Source organism: Streptomyces speibonae (genome assembly GCF_984686075.1).
Map to the genome: position 1 here is coordinate 131,174 of NZ_OZ480260.1, position 13,205 is coordinate 144,378.

13 protein-coding genes are annotated in these 13,205 nt (G+C 69.7%); 6 read left to right on the forward strand and 7 right to left on the reverse strand.

Annotated elements, in window-relative coordinates; genetic code table 11:
* Positions 1-8: 8 nt before the first annotated feature.
* Genes AC5L3C_RS00465 through AC5L3C_RS00475 form a run of 3 tightly spaced genes read right to left on the reverse strand, consistent with a single transcriptional unit; the run spans position 9 to position 2,550 of the window.
* On the reverse strand, positions 9-899 hold the full coding sequence (locus tag AC5L3C_RS00465; protein ID WP_493646250.1) for an ABC transporter permease: 891 nt from the start codon (positions 897-899) through the stop codon (positions 9-11).
* Positions 896-1,747: an ABC transporter permease gene (locus AC5L3C_RS00470; RefSeq protein ID WP_493646251.1), complete on the reverse strand. Its 852-nt coding sequence runs from the start codon at positions 1,745-1,747 to the stop codon at positions 896-898. Before AC5L3C_RS00470 ends, AC5L3C_RS00465 begins: the two co-directional genes overlap by 4 nt.
* A gap of 20 nt (positions 1,748-1,767) precedes the next feature.
* A complete protein-coding gene (locus AC5L3C_RS00475; protein ID WP_493646252.1) occupies positions 1,768-2,550 on the reverse strand; it encodes an IclR family transcriptional regulator in 783 nt (260 codons plus the stop codon).
* 189 nt (positions 2,551-2,739) lie between these two features.
* On the opposite strand from AC5L3C_RS00475, the gene AC5L3C_RS00480 reads away from it, so the two are divergent.
* The 6 genes from AC5L3C_RS00480 to AC5L3C_RS00505 are packed head-to-tail and all read left to right on the forward strand — an operon-like array spanning position 2,740 to position 9,015.
* On the forward strand, positions 2,740-3,651 hold the full coding sequence (locus tag AC5L3C_RS00480) for a DUF6282 family protein (protein ID WP_493646253.1): 912 nt from the start codon (positions 2,740-2,742) through the stop codon (positions 3,649-3,651).
* Entirely contained in the window at positions 3,651-4,595 is a 945-nt protein-coding gene (gene kce, locus AC5L3C_RS00485) for a 3,5-dioxohexanoate:acetyl-CoA acetone transferase (RefSeq protein ID WP_493646254.1), read from the forward strand. The genes AC5L3C_RS00480 and kce overlap by 1 nt, the downstream gene beginning before the upstream one ends.
* Positions 4,592-5,503, forward strand: a complete 912-nt coding sequence (locus tag AC5L3C_RS00490; RefSeq protein ID WP_493646255.1) for a cupin domain-containing protein — start codon at positions 4,592-4,594, stop codon at positions 5,501-5,503. The genes kce and AC5L3C_RS00490 overlap by 4 nt, the downstream gene beginning before the upstream one ends.
* Positions 5,500-6,336: an HpcH/HpaI aldolase family protein gene (locus tag AC5L3C_RS00495; protein ID WP_493646256.1), complete on the forward strand. Its 837-nt coding sequence runs from the start codon at positions 5,500-5,502 to the stop codon at positions 6,334-6,336. Before AC5L3C_RS00490 ends, AC5L3C_RS00495 begins: the two co-directional genes overlap by 4 nt.
* Positions 6,329-7,555, forward strand: coding sequence for an iron-containing alcohol dehydrogenase (locus tag AC5L3C_RS00500; RefSeq protein ID WP_493646257.1), 1,227 nt, complete (start codon positions 6,329-6,331; stop codon positions 7,553-7,555). Before AC5L3C_RS00495 ends, AC5L3C_RS00500 begins: the two co-directional genes overlap by 8 nt.
* Complete coding sequence (locus tag AC5L3C_RS00505; RefSeq protein ID WP_125501368.1) at positions 7,552-9,015, forward strand: NAD-dependent succinate-semialdehyde dehydrogenase; 1,464 nt, start codon at positions 7,552-7,554, stop codon at positions 9,013-9,015. Before AC5L3C_RS00500 ends, AC5L3C_RS00505 begins: the two co-directional genes overlap by 4 nt.
* A 68-nt stretch (positions 9,016-9,083) precedes the next feature.
* Here the strand turns inward: AC5L3C_RS00505 and AC5L3C_RS00510 are convergent, their stop codons facing one another.
* The 4 genes from AC5L3C_RS00510 to AC5L3C_RS00525 are packed head-to-tail and all read right to left on the reverse strand — an operon-like array spanning position 9,084 to position 13,201.
* Complete coding sequence (locus AC5L3C_RS00510; RefSeq protein WP_125501370.1) at positions 9,084-9,914, reverse strand: PaaX family transcriptional regulator; 831 nt, start codon at positions 9,912-9,914, stop codon at positions 9,084-9,086.
* A gap of 6 nt (positions 9,915-9,920) precedes the next feature.
* Positions 9,921-11,171, reverse strand: coding sequence for a kynureninase (locus tag AC5L3C_RS00515; RefSeq protein WP_493646258.1), 1,251 nt, complete (start codon positions 11,169-11,171; stop codon positions 9,921-9,923).
* A gap of 53 nt (positions 11,172-11,224) precedes the next feature.
* The gene (locus AC5L3C_RS00520; protein WP_493646259.1) at positions 11,225-12,079 is read right to left on the reverse strand and encodes a tryptophan 2,3-dioxygenase; all 855 of its coding nucleotides are present in this window, start codon (positions 12,077-12,079) and stop codon (positions 11,225-11,227) included.
* Between the two features lie 3 nt (positions 12,080-12,082).
* Entirely contained in the window at positions 12,083-13,201 is a 1,119-nt protein-coding gene (locus tag AC5L3C_RS00525) for a pyridoxal phosphate-dependent aminotransferase (protein WP_493646260.1), read from the reverse strand.
* Between the last annotated feature and the right edge of the window lie 4 nt (positions 13,202-13,205).

Here is a 13,205-nt window from a genome sequence, read left to right on the forward strand (position 1 = left end):
GTGACCTCCTATCGCTTCTTGGTTCGGCTGCCCAGCAGCTGCAGGCCGAGGCAGACGACGGTCACCACGACCACCACGAGGCTGGATGCCGCGGCCATGGTGGGGTCGATCTCATAGGTGACGCTGTTGTACATCTGCACCGGCATGGTCTGGAATGTCGGATCACGCAGGAACAGGGCGATGACGACCTCGTCGAAGGACGTCACGAAGGCGAAGACGGCGCCGCTGAGGATGCCTTTGCCGATCAGTGGCATCGTGACCCGCCGGAACGTCCTGGACGGAGAGGCCCCCAGCGAGGCGGAGGCGCGCAGGAGGTTGGAGTCGAAGTTGCTGAGGGCACTGGTCACCGCCACCAGGACGAAGGGGACGGCGATGGCGGCGTGGGCGAGCACATAGCCCTGCAGGGTTCCGACGAGGTGCCACTTGAGGAACGAGATGTAGACCGCGACCGCGATGACGATGGCGGGTGCCACCAGGGGGACCATGAGCAACGCCCGGATGATCTGCGCCGGCTTGCCCCTGAGATGGTGCAGGCCCACGGCCGCGGCGGTGCCGACGACGGTCGCGATGAGAGCGGCCAGCAGTCCGACCACCACGGAGTTCTGCAGGGAGGTCAGCCAGCGCTCGTCGGAGAAGAAGTTGCGGTAGAGATCGAAGGTGAGGTTCTTCGGCGGGAACGCGAACGAACGGGTCGAGCCGAAGCTCATCGGGATGACGAACACCGTCGGCAGGATCAGGTACACCGCGACGAGGGCGACGAAGAGCTTGAGCCACCAGGGGATCGGGTCGACCCCCCGGGTACGCCTGCGGATGCGCCGTGTCACCGGCGGGGACTTCGACGGCGGAGCGGTCACCGGCCTTTCGCCGACCGGAGAGGACTGGGTGGGATGCAGTGTCATTCCTCCTCCTTGGCGGAGGTGGTCGGGACGATGCCGAGGGACGAGACCTTGCCCCCGACCCGGTTGGCCCAGGCCACGAGCACGAGGGTGACCACGAGGACGATCATCCCCAGCGCACCGGCACCGGCGAAGTCGAGGAGCTGGGTCGTGCGCTGCGCGAGCAGCTGGGCGACCAGCGACTGCTGGGGCGAGCCGAGCAGCGCCGGGGTGACGTAGAAGCCGAGGGCCAGGGTGAACACCAGGATCACGCCGGCCACCACGCCGCCGCGTGACAGCGGCCAGTACACCTTCCAGAACGCCTTGACCGGGTGCGAGCCGAGTCCGCGGGCGGCCAGCAGCAGCCGCCGGTCGATCCCGCTCAGGGCGCTGTAGAGGGGCAGCACCATGAACGGCAGCAGGACCTGGCTCATCGCGATGGTGACGCCGGTGGCCGTTCCGTAGAAGACGACGCCGAAGAAGTCGTCCACCGGCCCGTCGCGCTGAAGGATGAGAATCCACGCGAAGTTGCGGGCCATCACGGAGGTCCAGAACGGGATCAGCACCAGGACCAGCAACAGCCCGCGCATCCGGGGGCCGACGCGGGTCATCAGGTAGGCATAGGGGTAGCCGCAGGCCAGCGTCACCACCGTCACCACCGCGGAGATCCATGCCGTACGCCAGAGCACGGTCAGGGTGACACCGTCGGTGAACAGGTTCTCGTAGTGCTGAGAGGTCCAGGCGGATTCGCCGATACTACGGACGAAGCTCTGCGCCAGAGGAATCAGCAGGATGGCCGTGAGCAGGCCGAGGGCCGGCAGCAGCAGGAGCCAGAGCGGGCTCAGGCGTTGTCGTTTTATCCACGCAGTCATCGGCTGGTCGTCTCCTGTTCCTAGCCCGAAACCATGGCTCCGAGCGTCTGCGCTGCTTCTTCGAGTTGCTGCACGCGCGGCGCGGACCGCTCCAGAGGCTGGAGCATGGTGCTCGTCCCTATCAGTGCCATCGCGGCGGACGCGTTGTTGCCCACGAACACCGGCACCGCCACGGAGGCCAGCCCGTCGTGGTGGAGGTCGGCCCAGGCGATGCGGTGCCGGCGTACCGCCGTCAGCGCCTCGCGCTCCTTGGCCGCCTCGGCCGGACTGAGTCCGGCGTGCGCGCGGGTCACGGCCGTCGGGTCGGTCGCGAACGCGAGCAGCACCCGGGTCTGGGCCGCCTTCGCCTCGAGCACGGTGCCCACCCGCACGGTGAGGATGATCGTGCCGCGGTGTGCCTCCTCGACCAGCGTCACCACCGCCCCGGTGCGTCCGAGGAAGCTGAGCACCGTCGTCAGGTCGGTGTCGTCGGAGAGCTCACGCAGGACCGTGGGCGCGAGGGTCAGAATCTGCTGGCGCTCCGACACCAGCGACGACAGCTGGTCGAGCAGCGGTCCCGGACCGTAGCTCGCGCTGAGGAAGCCGGCGCTCTGGAGCGACTGCAGGTAGCGGTGCGCCGTGGTCCGGTTGAGCCCGAGCCGTTCGGCCACCAGCGTCGGAGTGAGGCTGCGGGTGTCCTGGTCGAGCAGCGCGAGCACGTTCGCCGCGCGGTCGATCGACTGGATCCCGCCTCGCTCCGTCTCACCGGTCGGCGCCTCTTTTGACTGACGCACCTCGATGCTCACCTTGTCCTTTCCGGTCATGGGGGCCGCGCTCGGCGCCCCCCGGCCCACTACGCGTTCGCAATGCAAGCACACCACTCGCAATGTGAACAGACCTTGGTTGCAAACGATCTGATGACCCTCTCTTGCAGCGAAGTCATGTCGTTGACACCCGGATCAGCGCGTGCGTAATCTGAACATCGATTACGCATGCTGAACAAAGGAGAGGGAATGACCGTCACGGTGGAGCCGACTCCCGCACTGCTCAAGGTCCTGGACGGGGTGGTGGACCTGCACTGTCACTCCGGCCCGAGCCCCTTCCCGCGCCGCTTCGACCACGTGGAGGCGTCCCACGACGCGGCGCGCATCAACGCCCGGGCGATCCTGTGCAAGTCCCATCACCACAACACGGTGATGGACCTGCTGGCGATGCGGAACCAGCTGGCCGAAGCGCCCACGCCGATGTACGGCGGGGTGGCGCTCAACTCCGAGGTCGGAGGGATCAACCCTTCCGCGGTGGCCGTCGCCATCAACATGGGCGGCCGCTGCGTGTGGGGGCCGACGGTCTCCGCGGCCCAGCACATCGACGCCCACAGCCACGACGACGGATTCCCCTCCGCGGCGGGCAACCTCTACGAGGAGGAGGTCTCGGTCTTCGACGACTCCGGTGAGGTGTCGCAGCAGACCCGCCTCGTCACCCAGCTGGTCGCGGAGGCCGGCATCATGCTCACCGGCGGACATCTGGACGCCACGTCGATGAAGGCCTTCTTCAGGACCGCCCGCGACAGCGGGGTGCGCCGGATCCTGCTGCACCACCCCGACTTCATCGTCAACGCCTCGGACGCCGACATCGAGGAGATGGTGGGGTACGGCGCCTACGTGGAGCACGAGCTCTCGATGTACCACCCGGACGTCCCGGCCCCCGACTTCAAGATCCAGCAGCTCGTCAACTGGATCGAGAAGGTCGGCCCCGAGCACACGGTCATCAACTCCGACCTCGGCCAGAAGGGCAACCCGCTGCCCGTGGACGCCTATCTGTACATCGTCCAGCAGCTGCTCGACCACGGTGTCTCCGCGGCAGACGTGCGGCAGATGATCTGCCGCAACACCGCCTTCCTGCTGGGCCTGGAAGAGACCCCCTGATGAAGGCCGCCGAGAAGGTCATCATCACGACGGCGGTCACCGGCTCCGTGAACGTGCCCTCGCAGAGCCCCCATCTCCCGCTGTCCGCGAAGGAGGTGGCGGACAGCGCGATCGGTGCGGTCGAGGCCGGCTCGGCCATCGTGCACCTGCACGCACGCCACCCCGACGGCCGCCCGGCGTACGAGCCCGAGATCTTCGAGGAGATCGTCGGGCGCATCACCGACCGGACCGACGCGGTCATCAACATCACCACCGGCGGCTCGTCGGCGATGACGATGGAGCAGCGCCTGGCCGGCGCCCGCCGGGTCCGGCCCGAGCTCGCCTCGATGAACATGGGCTCGATGAACTTCGTCTACTCCGGGATCGCCGACCGGGTCACGCAGTGGCGGCACGACTGGGAGAAGCCCTACGTCCTGAACACCTACAGCCTGCCGTTCGTGAACACCTTCGACAAGATCGAGGAGACGCTGCGCACCCTCGGCGAACTCGGCACCCGCTTCGAGTACGAGTGCTACGACATCGGGCACCTCTACTCGCTCGCCCACTTCGTCGACAAGGGGCTGGCCAGGCCGCCCCTGCTGATCCAGGGAGTGTTCGGCATCCTCGGCGGGATCGGCGCCGACCACGACAACCTCGAGCACATGGTGCGGGTGGCCGACCGGCTGTTCGGCGACGACTACTCGTTCTCCGCGTTCGCCGCCGGACGGGAACAGATCCAGTTCGCCACCCACAGCGCCTGGCTGGGCGGTCATGTCCGGGTCGGTCTCGAGGACAGCCTGTGGATCGGCAAGGGCCGGCTCGCCAAGAGCAACGCCCAGCAGGTCGAGAAGATCCGCGCCGTGATCGAGGACCTCGGCAAACAGGTGGCCACCCCGGCCGAGGCGCGCGCCCTGCTCGCGCTCCGCGGCCACGGAGCCTCCACCGAAAGGAGCACCCACATATGAGTACGTACGCCGCCGACGACATCCGGTCCCAGCTGTCCACGGCCACCCCGGCCAGAACGGTGGAACCGAACACGCCGATCCGGCCCGCGCAGCGGGTCGAGTTCCGGTCCCACCCGCCCGTCGAGACCGGTCCGAACGGCAGCCGGACCTGGGTCGCCCGGGCGGCGAACCTCGTCATCGCCTGGACGGACGCCCGGGCCGGCGACGTCTTCACCCGGTCCGGTCAGCCCGACGAGTACGCCGTACTGATGTACTCCGACAGCGCCCCGGTCACCGTGACCGGCGGGGGGACGTCCGCGACGGTCGACGAGGAGGCCTTCGTGGTGGTGCCCCCCGGCGACAGCGAGATCCGGGTCGAGGGCGACGGCGCGCTCATCCGGCTGTTCTCCCACCGGGCCGAGGACCTCGCCGGACAGGCGGTGAACGCCGAGGCCTACACCGAGCCCGATCCCCGGGTCACTCCCCTCTCCCCCTGGCCCGACCCGGTCGGCGGGTTCGCACTGCGCGTCTACCGGCTGGCCGAGACGCCGATCGCCGAGGGCCGGTTCGGCCGGATCTTCCGTACCACGAACATGATGGTCAACTTCCTCGCCGAGGAACCGCAGCCACGCAACGTGCGGAAGCTGTCGCCGCACCACCACGACGACTTCGAGCAGATCTCACTGGCGGTCAAGGGCCGGTTCGTCCATCACATCCGCTACCCGTGGGGACCGGACTCGACCCAGTGGCGGGCCGACGAGAGCCATGAGGTCGGCAACCCGTCGATCTGCGTGATCCCGCCGCCGACCGTCCACACCACCCAGGGGGTAGGTTCCCACCAGCAGCTCATCGACATCTTCTCGCCACCCCGTGAGGACTTCTCCGCCTCGGGCTGGGTGCTCAACGCCGACGACTATCCGATGCAATGAGCGCATCCCAGCAGCGAAGGAGCCTGTTCCGCGCGGCCCTCGCCGAACGCCGCACACCGGCGCTCGGGACGTGGGTCAAGCTGCCCGCGACGGAGGTCGTGGAGATCCTCGCCCACGCCGGCTTCGACTTCGTCGTGATCGACCTGGAGCACTCCCCCCTCGACCTGGAGTCGGTGTTCCGGCTCATCGGGACGGGGTTGCACACGGGCGTCTCCCCCATCGTGCGGGTGCCGGGCCTCGACCCGGGGCTGATCGCCCGGGTGCTCGACGCGGGCGCGGAGGGCGTCATGGTGCCCCACGTCGACACCGTGGCGGAGGCCCGCACGGCGGTCGCCGCGGCCCGCTTCTCCCCGCTCGGGAGCCGGGGCGTGGGGGCGACCTCCCGCGCGGGGCTCTGGGGAGCGCTCCCCCGCGAGGAGTATCTCCGCTTCGGCCAGGACGAGGTCGTGGTCATCGCCCAGATCGAGAGCGCGGCCGGCGTGGCGAACTCCGGTGCCGTCGCGGCCGTCGAGGGCGTCGACGCCCTCCTCGTCGGCACCGCCGACCTGTCGGTCGGCGAGCAGCTGGCCGAGGACGACCCGGCCCTCGCCGAGCTGGTCGGCCGGGTCGTACGCGAGGCCAAAGCGGCCGGAAGACCGGTCGGCAACGCCGGCGGCGCGAGCGCGGAGGCCGTCCGTTCGGCCGTCGCCGCCGGCTTCGACTTCACCTTGATGAGCAACGACGCAGGCCTGCTCAGCGGCGCCGCCCGGTCGGCGGTGGCAGCGGCGGCCGACGGTTCGGCCGCCGCGGCATCCGGTGCAGGCGGCGCAGAAGGAGGGCGGGTCCATGCCTGAACCAACCGGAACTCTCCGCCTCCCCGCACGCGTGCACTTCGGTTACGGCACCCGTGCCCAGCTGCCCGAGGTCGTCGCCGTCCACGGCCGACGGGTGCTCGCCGTCGTCGACCCCTTCCTCCAGGGGTCGCCGCACCTGGCCGAGGTCGTCACCGGGCTGGAGCGCGCGGGCCTCGACGTGCGGGTGTACTCCGACATCACCCCCGAGCTCCCGGTCGCCACGCTCGACGGCGCGGCCGGGCTCGCCCGTACGTACGGCGCGGACGTCGTCCTCGCGATCGGCGGCGGCAGTGCCCTGGACGCCGCCAAGCTGGTGGCGCTTCTCGCCACCCACGGCGGCCCGTTGAGCCGCTACTACGGGGAGAACATCGTCCCCGGTCCCGTCCTGCCGATCGTGGCGGTCCCGACCACGGCGGGCACCGGATCGGAGGTGACGCCCGTCGCCGTCGTGTCCGACCCGGAACGCGAACTCAAGGTGGGCGTCTCCAGCCCGTTCCTGGTGCCGGCCGCGGCCGTCGTCGACCCCGAGTTCACCCTCGGGGCGCCCGCCACCGTGACGGCGTACTCGGGTATCGACGCCCTGGTGCACGCGGTGGAGTCGTTCACCGCCCGCTCCCTCGACCTCGACTGGACGTCCACGGCACCGGTGTTCACCGGCCGCAACGCCCTGGCGGGACCGGTGGCCCTGGAGGCCGCGGCGCACCTGGGGCCGTGGCTGCCGTCCGCGGTGCACGCGCCCTCGGACCGTCGGGCGCGCGAACAGGTCGCCCGCGGCGCGCTCCTCGCCGGCATCGCCTTCGGCTCGACCGGCACCCACCTGTGCCATGCCCTGCAGTACCCGATCGGGGCCATGACCGGCACCCCGCACGGCCTCGGCACCGGGCTGCTCCTCCCCTACGCCCTGGACGTGATGCGGACCGAGCCGGACATCGCCGGCCGGATCGCCCGCCTCGGCACCGCGCTGGAAGGGCTGACGGCCCAGGAGGCGTCCGCCGAGCGGACCATCCACCGGATCGTCGAGATCAACCACGCCATCGGGGTGCCCGGTTCACTCGCCGAGATCGGCATCGCGCGCGACCAGCTGCCGCAGATCGCCCGGCTCGCCCAGAAGTCGCAGCGGCTGCTGGCGATCGCTCCGGTCGAGCCGACCCACGAGCTGCTGCTCGATCTCCTCGAACGCGCCCTGGCCGGAACCCTGAAGAAGGAGACCGTCGCATGACCGTGCCCAGCCCCTCTCCACCCGGTCTCACCCCGGAGGTGCATCCCGACCTGTTCATCGACGGTACCTGGCGGGCCGGCTCCGGCGGCGAACGGTTCGACGTCGTCGACCCCTCCGACCTCTCCCCGATCGCCGCGTTCGCCGTCGCGACCGAGCGGGACTGCCACGACGCCGTCGACGCGGCGGCCGCCGCGCTGGACGACTGGGCGGCGACCGCACCGCGGGAGCGCGGTGAGATCCTCCGCACGGCATACGAGCTGCTCACCGCGGAGGAGGAGCACCTCGCGACCCTGATCGTGCGGGAGAACGGCAAGGCCTGGGCCGACGCCGTCGGCGAGGCGCGCTACGCCACCGAGTTCTTCCGGTGGTTCGCGGAGGAGGCGGTACGCGTCCCGGGCGACTACCGGCGCTCGCCGTCCGGCGACAAGCGGATCGTCGTCGACCGGCAGCCGGTCGGGGTCTCGCTGCTGATCACCCCGTGGAACTTCCCCGCCGCGATGGCGACGCGCAAGCTCGGTCCGGCCCTGGCCGCCGGCTGCACGACGATCCTCAAACCCGCCCGCGAAACACCCCTGACGGCGGCGTACGTCGTCGAGGTGCTGCGCCGCGCGGGGGTCCCGCGCGGGGTGGTCAACCTGGTCACCCCGATGCCGACGGGGCCGCTGGTGAAGCAGATGATCGACCGTGAAGAGGTGCGGAAGGTCTCGTTCACCGGGTCGACGGAAGTGGGCCGGACCCTGCTGCACGCCTGCGCCGACTCCGTCGTCAGCACGTCGATGGAGCTCGGCGGCAACGCCCCGGTCATCGTCCTGCCCGGCGCGGACCTCGACCTCACGGTCGCCGGGGCCCTGCAGGCGAAGATGCGCAACGGCGGCTCGGCCTGTACGGCCGCCAACCGGTTCTACGTCCACGGCTCGCTCCACGACGAGTTCGTCGCGCGGATGGACGCGGCCCTGGCCGAGATGCCGGTCGGTCCGGGTCTGGACCGGTCCAACCAGCTCGGCGCCCTGGTCTCGGTCGCCGAGCGCGACAAGGTCGCCGTCCTCGTCGACGACGCGGTCGCGGGCGGCGCCACCCTCGTACGCGGCGGAAAGCCCTCCGCCACGGGCGCCTTCTACGACGCGACCCTCCTCACCGATGTCGAGCACGGGTCACAGATCAACGTCACCGAGATCTTCGGGCCGGTCACGGCGGTGGTCCGCTATGACGACATCGACGACGCCGTACGCATGGCCAACGACACGATCTACGGCCTGATGGCGTACGTCTTCGGCGAGGAGCGGGCCGCCATGACGGTCGCCCGGCGGCTCGAGGCCGGTATGGTCGCCGTCAACCGGGGCGTGGTGAGCGACCCGGCCGCGCCGTTCGGAGGTGTCAAGCAGAGCGGCATCGGCCGCGAGGGCAGCTCCGAGGGGATCCTGGAGTTCCTCGAGGAGAAGTACATCGCGCTGACCGAGTGAGAGCGGCATTCCCGACCGCCCGGCGTTCCGGCCGCCGGGCGGTCGCTCCCGGCGCGGCAGCGGGGGGCTCAGCCGATCGATGAGGCGATGAATTCAGCGACCGGTCGCTGGACGCTGTCGCGGAAGTCGAGGAAGAGCGGGATGCTCCGGCGGCCGGGCCAGTCCTGCGGGAGTACCGAGTAGGGCAGGCCCGGATCGAGGTACGGGATGGGGCGCCAAGCGTCGAGGAGGGTGACCCACGCCCGGAACGCGGCTCGTGGCGTGGGATCGGCGCGGTAGGCGTCGACCGCTTGCGTACCGTGGGTGAGGAACGCGTCGTGCAGCGCCCTGATCGAGTCGATGTCCCACCATTCCTGGACCGCCGCGCTCAGGTCGCTCACCCCGCGGACCTCGTCGGAGATGAAGAGGGGCACACGGTCCGTCAGCCCCAGGTCGGCGACGATCTCCTCGACTTCGCCGCAGAGGTAGGCCGGACAGATCCACAGGGCGTTCGCCACGGTTCCGCAGCCGATCCAGGTGAGCCGACGCCTCAGCTGATGGCGTGTCTCCCGGTTGTTCTCAGGAATGGAGAAGGAGATCAGGCACCAGGGGTCGCCCTCCTCCATGAACCGTGGATGGTAGATGCGCCGGTCGCCCCGGGCGAGCATCGGCCACGCCTCGGGTGCCAGGGCGTAGCCGGGGAGCCCGTTGTGCTTCCGGGAGAGCAGCAGGCCGCGGGCCTTCACCCGCGCGAGGGCGTTGCGGGTCCGGGCCGGCGGCGAGTCGACCACCTTCATGAGTTCGACCAGGTCGGCCGACGAAAGCCAGCCGCCCTGGTCCCGCATCGTGCAGCCGATGACCGTGCGCAGGAGGGAGGTGGCGCTCCCCGGGCGTGAATCGAGGTCATCCAGCGTGGTCATGTTCTCTCAATCGTTGACGGCCTCGGCGAGCAGCCGGCGAACGTGGGCCAGGCCGGTGGCGAGTTCGGTGAAGCCGGTGCTCAGGGGGGAGAGTCCGACGCGCAGACCGTGCGGCGGGCGGAAGTCGGGGATGACGCCCCGCTTCCAGAGTCCGGCGGTGATCTCCTCGAATCGGGGGTGTTCCAGGGTCACATGACCGCCCCGTACGGCCGCGTCCCGCGGGGACACGACCCGTACTCCGTGCGGGGCGAGTGCCTCGTCGGCGATCTCGAGCGCGAACTCGGTGAGTTGAACGGACTTGGCCCGCACGGCGGCGATGCCGGCTTCCTCGATCAGTGCGATCATGTCCCGCAGGGCCAGCATTCCGGCGATCGGCGGGGTGCCGCTGATGAAGCGCCGCATGCCGGGTGCTGGCTGGTAGCCCGCCGCCATGGCGAACGGGTCGGCGTGTCCCATCCAGCCCTGGACGGGCTGGCGCAGTTCGCTCTGCAGAGCGCTCGCGACGTAACCGAATGCCGGAGAGCCCGGACCGCCGTTGAGGTACTTGTAGGTGCAGCCGACGGCGAGGTCCGCGCCCGCCCGGTCCAGGGCCACCTCGACCGAGCCGGCCGAGTGGCATACGTCCCAGAGCACCAGCGCGCCCGCCCGGTGGGCGGCGGCCGTGATCGCGGACATGTCGGCAGTGTAGCCGGACTTGTAGGCCACATGGCTGAGCAGCGTGAGAGCCGTACGGTCGCAGAGACGGGCCTCGACCTGGTCGAGCGTGACGCCCGCAGCGGGGTCCGGTGTGATCCACCGGATCGTCAGACCCCGTTCGGCGGCGATGCCTTCCAGGACGAAGCGGTCGGTCGGGAAGTTGTCGGTGTCGGCCACCACCTCGTCGCGCCCGGGGCGGGCATCGACCGCGGCGCGGGCCAGCTTGTAGAGCATCACCGTCGTCGAGTCCGCCACCACGGTCTGTCCGGGGGCGGCGCCGAGTACGGCACGGCCGATACGGTCGCCCAGTTCGGTCGGCGCGTCCATCCACTGTTCGTCCCAGGCCCGGATCAGGCGTGTGCCCCAGGCGCCGTCCACGAAGGTGACAAGGCTCTCCCGGGTGGCCTTCAGCGGACGCCCGAGGGAGTTGCCGTCCAGGTAGGCGACGAGTCCGTCGGCCTCGACGAACCTCGACCGGTAGGAGGCGAGCGGGTCGGCGAGGTCCAGGGAGTGGGCCTTGGTGATCAGATGGCCGGGGAGGGCTGCGAGTGTGTCGTTCATGAGTGCTTTCGCTTCTCGGTGCCGTCTTCGGCAGCGGGACGGGGAAGGGAGGTTCAGTCGCCGATCGATGTGCGCACGGTGTAGAGCTCGGGGAAGAACGTCAGGCCGAGGGCCCGTTCCAGGAAGGCGACTCCCGACGAGCCACCGGTGCCCGTCTTGTATCCGATCGTGCGCTGGACCGTCCGCAGGTGCCGGAAGCGCCAGAACTGGAAGGCATCCTCGAGGTCGACCAGGTCCTCGCTGATGGCGTAGGCGCTCCAGTGGGCGTTCACGTCTCCGTAGACCCTTTCGAAGGCCGGGATCAGCTCGGGCCGTGCGACCCACGGCTGTGTCACGTCGCGTTCGAGCACCTCCTTCGGGATGTCGTGGCCGTACCGGGCCAGGTGGTGCAGGAATGCGTCGTAGACGGTCGGGGTTTCGAGCAGTTCGCGGAGCATGGCCTGTTCGTCGGGACGTGAGGCGAAGACGGCGAGCATGTCCGCGTTCTTGTTGCCGAGGATGAATTCCACCGCTCGGTACTGGTAGCTCTGGAACCCCGAGGAGGAGCCGAGTTCCCCTCGGAATTCGGCGTACTCGCTCGGAGTCAGCGTCGCCAGCACCGACCACTGCTCGGTGAGCGTGCGGAAGATGTGCTTGACCCGGGCCAGCCCCTTGCGGGCCCGGGCCACGTCGTCGGCTGCGAAGTGCTGCCGCACACCGCGCAGCTCGTGCAGAACCAGCTTGAACCACAATTCGGTGGTCTGGTGCTGGATGATGAACAGCAGTTCGTCGGGGTGCGGGCCCTTGCTGACCGGATGCTGCGAGGAGAGCAGCGTGTCCAGGGAAAGGTAGCTCCCGTAGTCCATCGTGGAGCTGAAGTCTGTCCGTACGCCCTCTTCAAGGGGGCGGATTCCCTTGTTTTCCGACATGGGCTACCGTACTCCGTTTTCTGTGTTCTCGATGTCCTGTATCGCTTCCGTGAGCGCGTCCGTCTCCCGGGGCAGGCGGATGCGTACGGCGTTCGGACCCAGGCCGGCGAAATGGTGTCCTGGTGTGGTGAGGACGTTCCGGTGCAGGAACTCTTTCCGCAGATCCAGCTTCTCGTCGGGATGTATCAGCGTGAGGATGGGAACGGTGTCCGCTGTCGCGGGCACGCTCATGCGGCGGCAGGCGCCGAGGACGTGCCGCTTGCCGATACGGACCCGGCGCACGCACGTCTGGAGGAAGTCGGTGAAGCCGAGGGCCTGGCGGGCCAGGTCCAGGCCGAGGGCGCCGACCGGGAACGGATGGGAGATCTTCTGCCAGGCCGGAAGCAGCGCGGGAGACATCACCGCGTACCCGACGCGCAGCCCGGCCAGGCCCCAGCCCTTGCTGAAAGACCTGGCCACGAACAGGTTGTCGTAGTGGGGGACGAGGGTGACGGCGGAGTTCCGCGGTGGCATGAAGTCGCCGTAGGCCTCGTCGACCAGAACGGCCACGCGCAGTTCCCGGGCCGCGGCCACCACCTTCTCGATCTCGGGCAACGGGATGATCTGGCCCGTCGGGTTGTTCGGGTTGTCGAGGTAGACGAGGCGGTGATGCCCGCAGAGGCGGTCGATGAGGTCCGGGGCGGAGAAGCGGTGGGTGTCCTCCGCGCGGAGTGGCACGGCGTCGAACGTTGCGCCACGCTGGATGACGTCCTGTGCGAAGTCGGAGAACTGGGGCACGTAACCGAGCACCTGGGTGCCGGGCTGGACCAGCAGTTTGTTCAGCCGCTCGATGACCCCGAAGGTGCCGGCCTCGACCTGGATGTTCTCCCGTGTCAGCGCGGCCGATTCGGCCCAGTGGGCCACGATCGCGTCACGGAACGCCGCGTCGGGCGCCGGGTAGGCGCTGAGTCCGGCGCCGTGCCCGGGGAGGTGCGGCGCCACGGGTGGCGCTCCGTAGGGGTTGGTTCCGAGGGCGCAGTCGAGGAGGGGCCGCGCCCCGCCGGGCAGGGGCCGCCCGGGGGTCGTGTAGGTGTCACGTCGGTAGTCGACCAGGTGAGTGTTCACCTGTACGGGTGTCGCCATGGAC